Origin of the sequence: uncultured Modestobacter sp., assembly GCF_947486615.1 — a bacterium.
Classification (GTDB): Bacteria; Actinomycetota; Actinomycetes; order Mycobacteriales; family Geodermatophilaceae; genus Modestobacter.
In genome coordinates this window covers 165,049-179,898 of sequence record NZ_CANKUD010000009.1, presented here as the reverse complement: position 1 = coordinate 179,898, position 14,850 = coordinate 165,049, and the positions used below count along the sequence as shown (strand labels likewise).

At 75.3% G+C, this 14,850-nt stretch carries 12 protein-coding genes; 6 read left to right on the top strand and 6 right to left on the bottom strand.

The window, feature by feature from the left end; genetic code table 11:
* The first annotated feature begins 81 nt into the window (after positions 1-81).
* From Q1A09_RS16935 to Q1A09_RS16925, 3 genes are all read left to right on the top strand, one after another.
* On the top strand, positions 82-1,050 hold the full coding sequence (locus Q1A09_RS16935) for a TIGR03557 family F420-dependent LLM class oxidoreductase (RefSeq protein WP_299957435.1): 969 nt from the start codon (positions 82-84) through the stop codon (positions 1,048-1,050).
* Positions 1,051-1,082: 32 nt separating this feature from the next.
* Positions 1,083-1,703 carry a hypothetical protein gene (locus Q1A09_RS16930; RefSeq protein WP_299957432.1) on the top strand — a complete coding sequence of 207 codons (621 nt, stop codon included), beginning with the start codon at positions 1,083-1,085 and terminating at the stop codon, positions 1,701-1,703.
* A 94-nt stretch (positions 1,704-1,797) separates the two neighbouring features.
* Positions 1,798-1,953: a hypothetical protein gene (locus tag Q1A09_RS16925; RefSeq protein WP_299957429.1), complete on the top strand. Its 156-nt coding sequence runs from the start codon at positions 1,798-1,800 to the stop codon at positions 1,951-1,953.
* A 51-nt stretch (positions 1,954-2,004) separates the two neighbouring features.
* Here the strand turns inward: Q1A09_RS16925 and Q1A09_RS16920 are convergent, their stop codons facing one another.
* A complete protein-coding gene (locus tag Q1A09_RS16920; RefSeq protein WP_299957426.1) occupies positions 2,005-2,463 on the bottom strand; it encodes a MarR family winged helix-turn-helix transcriptional regulator in 459 nt (152 codons plus the stop codon).
* A 91-nt stretch (positions 2,464-2,554) separates the two neighbouring features.
* On the opposite strand from Q1A09_RS16920, the gene Q1A09_RS16915 reads away from it, so the two are divergent.
* Positions 2,555-3,439, top strand: coding sequence for an NmrA/HSCARG family protein (locus Q1A09_RS16915; RefSeq protein WP_299957423.1), 885 nt, complete (start codon positions 2,555-2,557; stop codon positions 3,437-3,439).
* Positions 3,440-3,526: 87 nt separating this feature from the next.
* Positions 3,527-4,138, top strand: coding sequence for an HD domain-containing protein (locus Q1A09_RS16910; RefSeq protein ID WP_299957420.1), 612 nt, complete (start codon positions 3,527-3,529; stop codon positions 4,136-4,138).
* Between the two features lie 12 nt (positions 4,139-4,150).
* Here the strand turns inward: Q1A09_RS16910 and Q1A09_RS16905 are convergent, their stop codons facing one another.
* From Q1A09_RS16905 to Q1A09_RS16885, 5 genes are all read right to left on the bottom strand, one after another.
* Positions 4,151-10,411: a DUF4011 domain-containing protein gene (locus Q1A09_RS16905; RefSeq protein ID WP_299957417.1), complete on the bottom strand. Its 6,261-nt coding sequence runs from the start codon at positions 10,409-10,411 to the stop codon at positions 4,151-4,153.
* Positions 10,412-10,525: 114 nt separating this feature from the next.
* A complete protein-coding gene (locus Q1A09_RS16900) occupies positions 10,526-10,765 on the bottom strand; it encodes a hypothetical protein (protein WP_299957414.1) in 240 nt (79 codons plus the stop codon).
* Positions 10,766-10,936: 171 nt separating this feature from the next.
* Entirely contained in the window at positions 10,937-11,608 is a 672-nt protein-coding gene (locus tag Q1A09_RS16895; protein WP_299957411.1) for a hypothetical protein, read from the bottom strand.
* 194 nt (positions 11,609-11,802) lie between these two features.
* Positions 11,803-12,639 carry a PRC and DUF2382 domain-containing protein gene (locus Q1A09_RS16890; RefSeq protein ID WP_299957407.1) on the bottom strand — a complete coding sequence of 279 codons (837 nt, stop codon included), beginning with the start codon at positions 12,637-12,639 and terminating at the stop codon, positions 11,803-11,805.
* A gap of 200 nt (positions 12,640-12,839) precedes the next feature.
* On the bottom strand, positions 12,840-13,637 hold the full coding sequence (locus Q1A09_RS16885; protein ID WP_299957404.1) for a TetR/AcrR family transcriptional regulator C-terminal domain-containing protein: 798 nt from the start codon (positions 13,635-13,637) through the stop codon (positions 12,840-12,842).
* Between the two features lie 206 nt (positions 13,638-13,843).
* On the opposite strand from Q1A09_RS16885, the gene Q1A09_RS16880 reads away from it, so the two are divergent.
* Complete coding sequence (locus tag Q1A09_RS16880) at positions 13,844-14,827, top strand: ferritin-like domain-containing protein (protein ID WP_299957401.1); 984 nt, start codon at positions 13,844-13,846, stop codon at positions 14,825-14,827.
* The last annotated feature ends 23 nt before the right edge of the window (positions 14,828-14,850 follow it).

Genomic DNA, 14,850 nt, shown 5'->3' with positions numbered 1-14,850 from the left:
CGCGCCCAGCTCCCGGTTTCCTGTCCCGTCTGCTCGGGCACGGGCACTCCGACATCGCGCAGGACGACGGAGGGACACCCCATGCAGGTCGGTTACAAGCTCGCCACCGAGGCCTTCACGCCCATGCAGATCGTCGAGCAGACGGTGGCGGCCGAGGAGGCGGGCTTCGACTTCGTCGAGCTCAGCGACCACTACCACCCGTGGCTGGAGGAGCAGGGGCACAGCGGGTTCACCTGGTCGATGCTGGGCACGATGGCCGCGAAGACCGAGCGGATCGGCCTGGCCACCGGCGTCACCTGCCCGACCGTGCGGTACCACCCGGCGATCATCGCCCAGGCCGCGGCGACCGTGCAGATCCTCTCCGGCAACCGGTTCACCCTGGGCATCGGCGCCGGTGAGCGGCTCAACGAGCACGTCGTCGGCGGCGGCTGGCCGGCCGTGCGGATCCGGCACCACATGCTCCGCGAGGCGCTGCAGATCATCAACCTGCTCTGGCAGGGCGGCTACCAGTCCTACGAGGGGAAGTACCTCACCCTCGAGGACGCCCGGGTCTTCGACCTGCCCGACCAGCTGCCGGTGATCGCGGTGGCCAGCGGTGGGCCCGGGGCCTCCAAGCTCGCCGCCGAGTACGGCAGCGGCCTGTTCGCCACCGAGCCGAAGCCCGACCTGGTGCAGGCCTACGCCGAGCACGGCGGGAGCGGGCCGAAGTACGCCGAGGTGCCGATGGCCTGGGCGACCGACGAGGACGCCGCCGCGCAGGAGGCGCTGAAGACCAGCCGCTGGGCGCTGTCGGGCTGGAAGGTGATGAGCGAGCTGCCCAACCCGGTCAACTTCGACGCCGCCAGCAGCACGGTGACCGCCGAGGACATCAAGGGCCAGTTCTCCTGCGGCCCGGACCTCGACCGGCACGTGCAGCAGGCCCAGCCCTACGTGGACGCCGGCTTCGACCACATCGTGCTGCAGAACGCCGGCCCCGACCCGGACGGCTTCATGGCGGTCTGCAAGAGCGAGCTGATCGAGCGGGTGCGGTCGCTGACGCCGTCGTCCTGAGCACCACTGCGCCGGACCACCGACCCGCTGGGGTGAGCCGCGAGGAGCGCTGGCAGCGCCGGCTGGCGCTGCCGGTGCTCGTCGCGGCCCTGGCGTCGGTGCCGGCGATGTTCCTGGCCTTCGTCGGCGGCCCGCTGGGCACCGCCGGGCGCTGGGTGGACCTGCTCAGCGGCGCCGTGCTGGTCGGCGAGGCGGTCGTGCTGTTCGCGGTCGCCGAGCACAAGCGGGCCTGGATCCGCGGGCACGTCGGGCTGCTGCTGCTCACCCTCGCGGTGGCCGTCGCCGTCGTCCTGGCCGTCGGGCCGGTGCAGGTGCTCCGGCTGGTCCGGGCGGTGGGGGCGCTGCGGGTGCTCCGCGCCGGCCGGATCGTGCGGGCGGCCCGGGAGCTGCGGGACCGGCTCGGCTGGACCGGCCGGGCCTCCAGCGTGTTCGCCGTCGCGGCCGGGCTGCTGGCCGCCGTCTTCGTCGGGGTGGTGCTGGCCGACCCGACGTCGCGGTCCCGGTCGCTGCTGACCTGGGCGGTCGGCCCGGTCAGCACCCCGGTGGTCGTCGTCCTGTCCGTGGTCGCCGGCCTGCTGCTGGGTGGCGCGACCTACCTGCTCGCCCGGGACAGCGGGCTCGGCGACGAGGAACCGGCGGACACCGAGACCTGATCGAGATGCCCCGATTCCGGTTGAGTCCGGCCACGGGCGGGCACCCACGAGGACGGTACGTACGGCACGTCCGCACGGAGAGAAGGAGATCGACATGGGACTGATGAGCAAGCTCACCAAGGGTGCTGCGGCCAAGAAGGCGATCTCGGCGGCGCAGAAGCCGGAGAACCAGCGCAAGATCAAGAGCGCGATCTCCTCGATGCGCGGCAAGAGCAGTGGCGGCAGCACCACCGGGCGCGGCCAGGCCTGACCCGACGCCCGGCGGCGTTGCGCCGCCGGGCTGGTCAGGGCCCCGGGCTGGTCAGATCCCGAACGGGTCGGGGCCGACCTCGCCGACGTTGCGGCGCACGGCCGCGAGCAGCTCGGTGAGTCGTTCGCGGTCGTGCGCGCTGAGGTCCCCGACCGTGCGCCGTTCGAGTTCGGCCCAGATCTGCTCCACCCGGTCTCGCAGTGCCCGCCCCTGCGGGGTCAGCGACACCAGCACCACCCGGCGGTCCTCGGTCGAGCGCTCGCGCCGGACGAATCCGGCGTCTTCCAGCCTGGCCACCGCCTTGACCGCGGTCGGCGGCTCGACCTGCAGCTCGCGGGCCAGTTCGCCGGGGGAGCGTGGCTCCTGGGCCCACAACAGCATGAGCAGCAGTTCCTGCCCGGGGTAGAGCCCCACCTCGCGCAGCAGCGAGCCGGCCAGCGTGCGGTGCGCCCGGGCCACGGCGGGGATCAGCGCACTGATCGGGCCGACGCTCTCGACCGGGTCGGCCATCGATCGCACTCCTCGGAATATCGTGAGTCGGCTAATGGTTCGTCGGCTACAGGAATCGCATCAGGCGGTCCCCGGTCCGAGGGAGTACAGCATGAGCAGCACCCCGCACAGCAGCGACAGCCCTCTGGTCGCCGTCGTCGGCGCCACCGGCCAGCAGGGTGGGGCGACCGCCCGGGCCCTGCTGGACGCCGGCGCGCAGGTCCGCGCCCTGGTGCGCGACCCCGATGCGGCAGCCGCGCAGGCACTGGCCGCGCGCGGCGTCGAGCTGGCCCGCGCTGACCTGCGCGACCCGGAGTCGCTGCGCGCGGCGTTGCGCGGCGCCGACCGGGTCTTCGCGATGACGACCTTCGCCGACGAGCGCGGCGTGGACGGCGAGGTGGAGGACGGGCGTGCCCTGGCCGACGCGGTGGCCGCCGCCGGCGCCGGCCACCTGGTCTACAGCTCGGTCGGCGGCGCCGAGCGGCACACCGGCGTCCCGCACTTCGAGAGCAAGCGCCGGGTCGAGGAGCACATCGAGGCCCTGGGACTGCCGGCGACCTTCCTGCGGCCGGTGTTCTTCATGGAGAACCTGACCGGGCAGGGACCGTCGGTCGAGGACGGCACGCTCGTCGTCCGGCTGCCGCTGCCCGGTGACGTGCCGGTGCAGATGGTGGCCGTCGCCGACATCGGCGCCGCTGCCGCCGCGACCCTGCTGGACCCGAGCCGGGTGCCTGGCGGTGCGATCGAGCTGGCCGGTGACGAGCTGACCGGCGACCAGGTCGCCCAGGTGTTCGGCGCCGCGGCCGGGCTGCCCGCGCGCTACGAGGCGCTGCCGCTGGCCGTGCTCGGCGGCGACGAGGACATGACCGCCATGTTCACCTGGTTCACCCAGCGGCCGGCCTACCAGGGCGACCTGGCGGGCACGCGCGCGCTGGTGCCCGGCGTTCACGACCTGGACGGCTGGCTGGTCGACACCGGCTGGACGCCGGCCGGCTGAGCGGCGGACCGGCCTGCTGTCGCCGGTTTCCTGCCAGATCGGTCGCGCGGGGGACCGGGGATGCCGGCGGTGGTCAGACTGCCGTCCGTGACCCCTGACCTCCGTGTCGACCTCGACGCCCTCGTGCCGGACTCGCCCGCGGCAGCCCTCGCGCGGGAGGTGGCCGCCCGGTTCTGCTCCCCGGCGCTGCTGGCGCACTCCTGCCGCTCGTACCTGTGGGCGGCGCAGTACGGGCGGGCGCGCGGCATCGCGTTCGACGCCGAGCTGCTGTACGTGGCGGCGATGCTGCACGACATCGGGCTGGTGCCGGTGTTCGACAGCGCGACGGTGCCGTTCGAGGAGGCCGGCGGCGCGGTGGCCTGGGTGTTCGCTGCCGGGGCCGGCTGGGACGCCGAGCGCCGCGACCGGGTGGCCGGGGTGATCGTGGCGCACATGGCCGAGCAGGTGGACGTCGCGACCGACCCCGAGGGGCACCTGCTGGAGCTGGCGACCGGGCTGGACGTCTCCGGTCGCCGCCCCGACGACTGGCCGGCCGCCTTCCGCACCGAGGTGCTCGCCCGGTACCCGCGGCAGGGCCTGGCCGAGGAGTTCCTCGGCTGCTTCACCGAGCAGGCCCGGCGCAAGCCCGCGTCGCTCGCCGGCCGATTCGTCGCCGGCGGGTTCGCCGAGCGGGTCCGGGCCAACCCGCTCGACGGCTGAGGTCGCCTGCGGTCAGGCGGTGAACCGGCCGCCGGGCTGCTCGGTGAGCCGGCCGGCCCGGGCGACCTGCGCCAGCGCGGACTCCAGCAGCGGCAGCAGGGCCGGGGTGCGCCGGCGGTGGCCGAAGACGTCCAGCGTGCGCTGGAACAGCTCGTCCCGGGTCAGCCCGCCGTCGGCCCGGCACAGCGCCACCATGGCGTTGCCGACCTCGGCCGGGGCGACCTGGTCCAGCGGTCGCTCCGCGCTGGTGGCCTGACGTCGGAACCAGGTCCAGGACGCCGGGTCGATCGACGCCGGCCAGACGAACTCGCCGTCGACGGTGGCCGTGGCCGGCAACAGCGCCAGGAGTGCGTCGCGGCGCGCCTCGGTCACCCGGGAGAGCCCGAACGCGGCGGCGGCCAGCCGGGTCAGCCGGTCGCGGTGGACGGGCCCCTCGGCCTTGAGCCCGGCGGTGAGCACCCGGCGGACCACCTTGGCGACCGCGGGGTCGGCGAGCTGGTCGAGCTGCTTCCGGTCCCCGGCCGGCCGCGGTGTCCAGGCGATGAACGGCTGCTCCTCGTCCAGCGGCGCCGACGTACCGACGGCAGCCGCCCTGCTCGCGGTGGTCTTCCTCGGCGGGGTCGTCTTCGGCGGGGTCGTCTTCGCCGGGGTGGCCTGGGACATGGTGGTCTTCGCCGGGGTGGCCTGGGACGTGGTGGCCTGGGACGTGGTGGCCTGCCCGGCCCGGGTGGCGGTCGCCGGCAGGGTGGCCCTGCGCAGCTGCGCCGCCTCCGTGGCCGGGACGTCGACGGCCGCGGGACCGGCGGGAGACGATTCCGCGGAACCGTCCACCACGGCCGGCGGCTGGGTCGCCGGGTCCGTGGTGGCGGATTGAATCGGGGCGAGGTCGGCTGGCGACGGTTCCGCGGAACCGCCGGTGGGCTCGGTCCCGGTGGCGGGTGCCTCGACCTCGACGGACCCGGTCTCGGATGCCTCGACCTCGGCCCCGGGTGCCTCGACCTCGGGCGCGGGTGCCTCGACCTCGGGCGCGGGTGCCTCGACCTCGGGCGCGGGTGCCTCGATCTCGGGCTCGACGGGCTGGGCGGCGGGGGTCGGGCGCAGCTGGATGACCTCGGCGAGGGGGCCGTCGTACTCCGGCTCCGGGTCGGGCTCGGGCTCGGGCTCCACCACCGGCGGGGCGGCAGCCTCGACGGCGGCGGACAGCGAGGACAGCACCGCCTCGCGGTCGGCGAGCCAGGTGGGCAGCCACACCCGCTCCACGGCCGGCCAGTGCATCAGCTCGCCGAGCACCTCGACGGGCAGGCCGTCGCGGTCGCCGACGGTGGTGCGCCGGGCCCAGGCCGGGCCGTCGAGCAGCACGGCCAGCACCGGGGAGTCCGGGGCCTGCGGGTGGGCGACGGTCAGGTCGAGCCGGAAGTCCGACAGCCCGACGTCGGTGCGCACGACCAGCCCGCGGCCGGACAGGCCGGCGGCGACCTCGTCGCGGTGCCGGTCGAGGGCGGCCGCGGCGGGCCGGGGGAGCGCGTCGGTGCCGAGGGTGGCCAGGTCGAGGTAGGCGCGCAGGTGCTGCAGGCCCGTCGAGGTGGTGTCCTCGGACCGCAGCTGCGCCGGGTCGAAGGAGCTGAACACGATGACCTGCCGCCGGGCCCGGGTGATCGCCACGTTCAGCCGACGCTCGCCACCGGCGCGGCCGAGCGGGCCGAGGTCCAGCGACAGCCGCCCGGTGGCGTCCGGGCCGGCGCCGAGGGAGAGCAGCACCGTGTCGCGCTCCTCGCCCTGCACGGCGTCGACGTCCTTGACGAACAGGCCCTCGCCGTCGGTGCGGTCCAGTGCCTCGGCGACGCGCTCGTCACCGCCGTCACGGAGCAGCTCCTCGATCAGCGCCCGCTGCGGGGCGCTGACGGTGACGACGCCCAGCGACGGCACGGCCGGGGCGACCTCGGCGAACCGGCGCAGCACCTCGGTCACGACCGCCCGGGCCTCCGTCGGGTTGGTCTGCTGCTCCGGGCCCGAGCGGACGAACGTCCCCTCGACCTGCACCAGGGAGATCCCGCGACCAGCCGGCACGGCGGGCCCGGGCGCGGGGAAGGAGGAGAGCCGGCCGTCGTAGTACCGGCCGTTGCTGAACGCGATGAGCGTCTCGTCCTGGCTGCGGTAGTGCCAGGTCAGCCGCTGTCGCGGCACCCGGGCCTGCAGGCAGGCCGCGAGGAGGCTCTCCTCGTCGGCGTCCGGGGCGATCTCGTCCACGGACGGCGCACCGACGGGGGTCGGCGGCAGCTGCCGGCCGTCCCCGACGACGACCGCCGACCACGCCCGGCCGAGCGCACCGACCGCGTCGGCGACCCGCAGCTGCGACGCCTCGTCGAACACCACCAGGTCGAACAGCCCGGGGGCGGTGGGGAGGAGACGGGCCACCGAGTCGGGGCAGGCGAGCACGCACGGCATCACCGCGGTGATCAGCTCGCCGTGGGTGGACAGCAGGCCGCGCACGCCCACACCGTGACGCTGCTCGGACAGTTCCCGGCGCAGGGCGCCGACCTGTTCGGCGTCGAGTCGGCGGCCGGCCAGCGCCCCGGCCGGCAGCGCGTCGACCAGGTGGGAGCGGACGGCGCGGGACGCGGCGCCGAAGCGGGCGACCGTCCGCTCGTGCTGCCCGGCGTCGAAGGCGTCCAGCCCGGTCGCGGTCCGGCGCTCCTCGAGCGAGGCCTCGGCCAGCCCGCGGTCGAAGGCGCGCACCGCGTCGTCGGCGGGCAGCAGCCCGTCGCGCAGTGCGGCCCGCGCCTCGGTGAGCCCGGCCAGCCGCAGCGGCTCCAGGGTGTCCAGCAGGCTCACCCACCGGCGCAGCGACATCGGGTGCACGTACTCCACCCCGCGCTCGGGGCGGGTCATCGTCCAGCGCAGCACCAGGCCGTCGTCCCCGCTCCACGCCGCCAGCAGCGCGGTGTCGCTGGAGCAGGCGGCCAGCAGCACGTTCAGCGCGTCACGCAGCCGGGCGACGGTGCGGGCGGACGACGGGTCGGAGACCGGGCCGCCGGCCAGGAAGCGGCGCACCGCACCGGCGAAGCCGGTGGTCCCGTCGACCGAGGCGGCCGCCCGGCGCAGCCAGCGCACCTCGGCGTCCAACACCGTGCGGCCGGCGTCGGTGAAGGGGTTCCAGCCGGCGGGGACCAGCAGGCCCGGGACGGCGGCGGCGCGCCCGGCGAGGGACTGCACGGCGGTCTGCAGCCGGTAGAGGGCGGCGGTCAGCTCGGGCACGTCGGAGGTCTTGACCGAGACGCCGGGCCGCAGCGCCGGGGCCAGCTGGTCGCGGACGGCGGCCAGCTTGCCGCGGCGGCCCATCCAGCCGGCGGCCGCGGCCTCCTGGGCCTGCACGAACAGGTCGCCCAGCGGCAGGGCGAGGGCTGCCGGGGTGGCGACGTCCAGGCCGGGCTGCTCGGTGCCGGCCAGTTCGGCGACGGCCGCGGTCAGGTCGTCGGTCGCCGCCGCCCAGCGGGGCGTGCGCACCTGGTCCAGCACGTCGAGACCGATGGCGGGGCCGGTGAGCAGGTGGACGATCGCGTCGAGGTCCTCGGCGGTGCGGGCCGCGCGGACGACGGCGGCCAGCCCACCCTCGCCCGGCAGGTCCCGGACGGCGGCGTCGACGGCCACCGCGGCCTGCTGCACGGCGGTGATGTCGATGTCGATGGTGTCCAGGAACGCCCAGGCGTGCCCGGCCGCGGGCCGGGCCAGGCCGGCGATGTCGGGCAGCAGGGCCAGCGCCCGGCTCACCTCCAGCACGGTGGAGGGGGTGGCCCGGGCGGCGAACCCGGTGGTCACCGGCAGTGCGGGGACCGCCCCGTCGGTGGCCAGCACCGCGGTGCGGGCCGAGTAGGAGGACAGCCCGGCGGCGTTGGGGGCGTGCAGCCGCTCGGCGTACTGCTCCAGGTCGCGGGTGGCCGAGCGCAGGCGCTCGACGTCGGCCGCCATGCCCTGCGGGTCGTCCGCGACGGTGTGCTCGAGGGCGGTGCGGACCTGGGCGCGGACCACGGCCGGCCGGCTGCCCTTGTCGTGCAGGTCGAGCACGAACGGCCCGAGCCCCACCGCGTCCAGCCGGCGGGCGACGACGTCCAGCGCCGTCCGGTTGCCGGCCACGAACAGCACGCGCTTGCCCTCGGCGACGGCGCGGGCCAGCAGGTTGGTGATGGTCTGTGACTTGCCGGTGCCGGGCGGGCCCTCCAGCACGAAGGTCCGCCCCGCGAGCGCGTCGGCGACGGCGCGCAGCTGGTGGGCGTCGGCCGGCAGCGGGCACCGGGCGGCGAGCGCGTCGAGGTCGACCGGGCCGGCGATGTCCTCGACCGGGTCGGTGAACCGCTCGTCCCGGCCCTCGACGAGGTGCGCGACCAGCGGGTTGGCCGCGAGGTCCGACCAGTGCTCGTCGAGGTCGGCCCACAGCCGGTACCCGGCCACGGGGAGCACGGCCAGGTCCGCGGTCGCCTCGACCCGGTAGGGCAGCTCCGCGGCGGCCAGCGCGTCCCGCACGGCCTGCAGTGCCGCCGGCAGGTCGATGGCCGCGCCGTCCGTCCCGGAGGCGGCGAGGCCGGGGACGGTCAGGTCGTGCCGGCGGTGCAGCTCGGCCAGCAGGCAGTCGTTGGGCGTGCTGCTGCCGGACTCGTCCAGGGCCAGCCGCCAGGAGCCGCTCCGGGCGTCGGGGACCAGGACGACGGGCAGCAGCACCAGCGGTGAGCGCACGGTCCGGCCGTCGAGCTCCCAGACCAGCGAGCCGAGCGCGAGGTGCAGGTCGTTGGCACCGGTCTGCTCGACGATGCTGCGGGCCCGGTGGGCCAGCGCGCGCAGCCGGGGGAGGTGGTCCGAGGGCGGCAGGTCGAGTCGCACCGACCGCCGCTCGGTGAGCAGCTCGGTGAGCTCGGCGGTCGGCAGCTCGCGGGCGGCGGTCAGGCTGCGCTCGCGCTGCTCGCCGGCCGGCCGGTCACCGGGCAGCAGGGTCAGCGTCTTGCCGCTGCTGAGCAGGTCCTCCAGCAGCGGGAGCGCGTCGTACGGCACCGCCAGCGGGAGGCCCGCGTGCCAGGGGTGGTCGAGCAGCCGGTCGCGGAGGCCGCTGCCCAGCAACGCGTCCTGCCACTCCCGTACCCGGGCGGGGACCCGTGCGGCGTCCTCGGCGGCCGACGGAGCGGGGGAGTCCGCCGCGCCCGTGCGCGGAGCGGGGACCGCGGCGTCGTCGTCCTGGCCGGGGGTGGGCAGCGGGCGCACCCCGTCCCGGCGCGCCCGGTGGACGTCGGTGACCCCGACGACCCGGTCGAGGTCGCCGGTCAGCCACCGGCTGCGGGCCGGGCCGTGCAGGTCGGCGCTGGTGTCACCGCGGTCGGTGAGCAGGGTGGTCTCGACCAGCCGGAGCTCGCCGCGGTCGACCAGCTCGACGAGCGCGGACACGTCGGTGGTGACCGCGGCCTCGGCGCTGCGCTCGGCCCGCCAGTAGCCGAGGAAGGCGTGCCCCTGGACCACCCAGACCAGCGGCCGGATCCCGACGTGCTCGCAGGCGGCGGCCAGGGTGAGGACGGTGTCCAGGGAGGTGCCGGCCCGGCCGTCGAGGACCTCGCCGGGGGTGCGGACCCGATGGCCGGTCTCGGCCCAGCCGGCGGACGGCTCGCTGTACCGGATCTCCCGGCGGCGCACCGCCCAGGTGAGCGCCTCGACGATCTCGTCGACCCGCTCGGCGCCGTCGGTGTAGCCGGCCATGCTGCCGCTCTCGGTGCCCTCCTCCAGGAGGGCGGCGGCCTCGGCGACCAGGGCGGTGACCGCGGGGTGCTGCGGCTGCACGTGGGCGGCGAGCAGCTCCAGGGCGAGCGGCAGGGGAGCGGCCTGCCAGCGGGCGTCGGCGAGCAGCCGCACCGGCACCCGGTGCGCGAGCAGGACCCGGCCGGCGGTCTCCAGCTCGACCTGCACCCAGCCGTCGTGGTCCTCGGCCACCTGCTGCATCGCCGCGGGGTCGAGGGCGAGGTCGACGTCCAGCACGGTCGTGCGGCCGGCGTCGAGGTCGACCAGCCGCTCCACGGCCGCGCCGACCGGACCCCCGCCGTCCTGCACGCCCACCCGCAGGGTGGCTCCCCGCACGGTGGTGCCGGTGCCGGTCAGGGTGAGTCGGGAGACGACCGGGACGCCGCTGTGCGCCAGCGCCTGACCGAGCACGGGGGCGACCGTGAGGTCGACGGTGACCGGCGACGTCGACGGTCGGGCCGGGCCCTCGGAGCTCCACTGCGCGTCGGCCACGTTCCCCATGGCCCCTGTCTACCCGGTCGGACGGACCGTTCCGCTCAGGTCCGGCCGACGGATGGTGCGGGTGTGACAGCAGTTGTCGTTCTGTGACGGAACTCCCCGAACGGCGGCGGACCGTCAGAGCCGGGCGAGGGTGCTGCAGTCCGGGCAGAGCGCCTCGGAGACCTCCGGCTGCGGCGGCCAGGGCACCTCCTCGTCGCGGGCGACGTAGGCGCCGCAGAGGGCGGTGCGGCCGCGGGAGCCGGAGAGGCCGAGCGTGGCGTGCGCGGGTCCGATCAGCCGTGCCGTCTGGCCGGCCGGGTCGTCGAGCGACCCGACCATCATCACGGCGCGAGCCGTGCGGTACGTGAACCCCATGGCCTCACGATGGGAGGCGCGGGCGGCATCTTCCGGGCAACACGCTCACTGCGCCAGCCCCGACGCCCCACCGGTCCCGCCCGTCCCACCGGTCCAGGGCCCGGGCGCGGCCGTACCGCCACCGCTGGCCTTCCCCCAGGCCAACGGTGACGGTACGGGGACTCGGACCGGTCAGGCGGTGAAGCCGGCGCGGTCGACCTTGCGGTGGAACCGCTCACCGAGCTTGCCGCCGAGCACGGCGCCCAGGAGCGTGACGACCAGGACGGCGACCAGGGCGATGATGCCGGCGGTCGTGAGGGTGCCCTCGTCGATCGGGATGCGCGGCAGGTCCAGCTGGGAGAGCACGTTGTACTGCGAGCCGAGGACGGCGCCGGCGATGGCGAGAGCCAGGACGACGAGCAGCCCGACCACCCACACCGCCACGCCCTGCCGGATGCCGTCGAAGCGGGCCATCCGCCCGGCGACGTACCCACCGGCCAGGTAGGCCAGGAACAGGACGACGAGCAGGGCGATCCCGCCGCCGATGCCGATGCCGCCGGCGTTGGAGGTGGCCTCGTCGACCGAGGGCACGTCCTGGGTCAGCCCGATGGCGACCCCGGCCGCGGAGACCACCGCGACGAGCAGCACGGCGAGACCGTTGGCGGACAGCCAGCCGAAGAAGGCGGCACCCCACTTGATCCCGCCGAAGCGGTCGTGCTGCCGGTCGACGGCGTCGCGGGCGGCGCCCTTGCTGGCGAAGGCACCTGCGCCGGGGTCGGCGGTGTTGTTGCGGAAGCTCGTCTCCCGGTCGCCGACGGAGGTGCCGCGGTCGGAGGGGTCGTTCGGTGCGGTGCTGCCGGTCATGGGGTGCTCCAGGGATGAGGTCGTCGCGGCCGGCGGGCGAGCAGCCGCCCGCCGGCCGCGACGAGTTCAGGGGCGCGACCGGGGGCGAAGCCGGCCCGGGACGGTCGCGTGTGGGTCGCCGGGCGGCCGGCCGCCGGTCGGGGACCGGCCGGCCAACAGGCAGCGGGGCGGGTGCGCGGGGCGCACCCGCCAGCTCAGCGGCGGTTGGTGTCCGTGACGTCGTCGGTGTCGATCTGCTCCTTGCGGACCGTGTCGGCCACGGTCTCCTGCTCGGTCACCGTCTCGGTGTCCAGGCGCACGCGCTCGACGGGCACGGCCTCCTTCTGCACGACCGGGCGCTCGGCGTGCAGCACGACCTCGTGCTCCTCCTCGGAGATCGCCGGGCCGTCGAGGGCCTCGCCGCGGTTGGCGTCGGTGATCGGCTCACGCTCGATGCGGACCTCCTCGTGGGAGACCGGGACCGTGGTCGTCACGTTCTCGGTGACGACGAACTTGCGCAGCCGGGCGCGGCCGGACTCGACCTGCTGGGTGCCGACGCGGAGCTGCTCCTCGGAGCGGGTCATCGCGTCGTCGGTGGTCGGGCCGGAGGTGTCGTGGCCGACGGTGCCGTGCCGGTTCGTGTCGATGCCGGTGCCGGTGCCGGTGCCGGTGCCGGTGTCCCGGCCCGTCGTGGTGTCGGTGCCGCCGCCGGTGGTGACCGTGGTGTCACGGGTGCCGGTGCCCACGCCGTAGTAGCGGTAGAGCTCCTCCTCCTCGGCGGGGGAGAGGTGGCCCTGGTCGGCGTCGATCCGGGGGGCGTCCTTGACCTTGGCCTTCTCGAAGGGCACCCGGAGGGTGCCGTCGGCGACCGAAGCGTCGCTGATCGGGACGAAGGTCTCCGAGGTGCCGAACAGGCCGGTGCTGACCGTGGCCCACTCCGGGGTGCCGGTCTGGTCGTCCAGGTAGACCTGCCCGACCTTGCCGAGCTTGTCGCCGCTGGCGTCGACCGCGTTGCTGCCGATGACGGTGGTGATGTCCTGCTGGGTGATCACGATGCCTCCAGGGGGGTCTGGGTGGACTGGGGACGACCGTGGTGCCGTCGTCCGCCGGACCCTCCTGTGCCCTTCCGTTTACGTCGTAAACGGAAGGGAGATGACATTCGCCCGGGGTTCATCGTGCAGGCCGCCGCGCCGCCGGCCGGCGGGGCGGCGGGTCGCTCCCGGTGATCGTGTGCAGCGCGATCGTGACGGGGTCAGGCCAGGTCGCCGACCTCGCCGTCGTTGTTCTTCGCCTGGTGCAGCACCCGCTCCAGCCGGTCGAGCAGGTTCTCCAGCGACTCCTCGAACTCCGCCGCCGACTTGTCCTGACCCAGCAGCTGCTCGGTGCGCGCCAGGTTCGGGTACTCGGCCAGGTCGGTCTCCCGCTGCGCCTGTGCGTCGCCCTCCGGCTGGTCCAGCAGGCTGACCTGGGCGCCGATCTGGGTGACCTCCAGCAACAGGTGGCCGAGCAGGAAGCTGGAGTACGCCCGGTAGGCCGCGACCGCGGCCTGGTCGGAGAAGCCCGCCTCGGACAGCGTGCCCAGGAAGGACTCGACCAGGCGCAGGCTGCGCAGTGGTGGCCGCACCCAGGGGGCGGCCGGGGGGCGGCTGGCGATCAGCGGGAAGACCGCCGGGTGGGCCAGGGCGATCCGGCGCATCCCGTGCGCGAGCCGCACGAGGTAGTCCTGCCAGCCGGCGTGGTCGCCGATGTAGACGTCGTCGCCGTCCTCGTCGTCCCAGAGCGTCTCGACCACCCGGTCGACGACCCCGTCGAGGAGGTCCTCGCGGCCGGGGACGTAGCGGTAGAGCGCCATCGCCTCCACGCCCAGCGAGGAGCCCAGCCGGCGCATGGTGAGCGCGGCCAGTCCGCTCTCGTCGATGAAGTCGATCGCCGCCTGCAGGATCCGTTCCCGGTCGAGCCCGCTGGGCCGGGTCAGCTCACTGGCCGCCGCGGAACCCTTCTGCACGGCCACCAGGTCAGGATCGCGCCCGTCATCACTCGTCGTGGTCACCGTTCACTCCCTCGCGTCACGGTCACTGTCCTCGCCGTCGTCCGGTCGTGGTGTCCCCGCTCATGACACCTACCCCCTGTGGGGCAGGCGAGCCCCGGGTGTCTGTGACGACGATCACTGCTAGCCGTCGTGCTTGCTGCAGTTAGCGGCGGCGGTCGGCTGGGCAGAGACCGGAGGTCAGGTCACATCCCGACCCTGGAGTCCCCATGACCGACACCACCACGCTCATCGCCCAGCTGCGCGCCCTCCTCGTGCTCACCCAGACCGAGGAGCAGATCGCCCGCATCCGGGTGACGCAGGCCCGCACCGACGCCGTCCGCCGCGAACTGCAGCAGAACGCCGAGCACGCGGCCGAGCGGACGACCGCCATCGCCGAGCAGCTGCGCCGGCTCGGCGGCATGACCGACGTCGTCACCCCGGCCCTGGGCCGGCTCGGCGCACTGGTCAAGGCCACGCTCGAGCAGGCCGAGCCGATCGACGAGGCGCTGCTGCAGGACCTGCAGCTGGAGCACCAGCTGCTGGACCGGGCCACCTACCTCAAGGTGCTGGCCCAGACCGCCGAGCAGCCGGCCGTGCACGAGCTCGCCGAGCGGCTGGTCACCGCGCACTCGGCCACCGTCGAGTGGCTGACCGTGGTCCTCGCCGAGCAGGCGCTGGGCGGGCCGGCCGCGCTGCGGGCCACCCCCTTCCAGCGGGTCGCCGGTGGTGCCGGCAAGCTGGCCAGCCTCCCGGTGCGGTTCGCCGCGAACACCGTCAACCGCGCCGTGGACACCGCCCAGCACGCCGGCGGCCAGGCCGGTGGCGCGGTCAACGGGGTCGTCGGCGACGTCGTGGGGCGGGCCACCGCCTTCAGCGGCGCCGTCCGGGAGACTCTCACCGTCGGCCGCGTCGCCTCGTTGCGCCGGGCCGAGCGCATCGCCGAGCGGGAGGGCAACAGCAGCACCGCCGAGGCGGTGGCCGCCACCCGCCGCGAGCTGGGTGACCTCACCGCCGAGGAACTGCCGATCGCCGGCTACGACTCGATGTCCACCGCGCAGATCGCCAAGGCGGTCCGGGAGCTGGACGACCCGCAGCAGGTCAACGCGGTCATCCGCTACGAGGAGGCGCACAAGGCCCGCTCCAGCGTGGTCAGCGCGACCCAGACCCGGCTCGCCGCCCTGGCCAAGGAGGCCGTCGGCATCCCGGAGTGACCCTGCCGGGCCGGCCCGTCGGC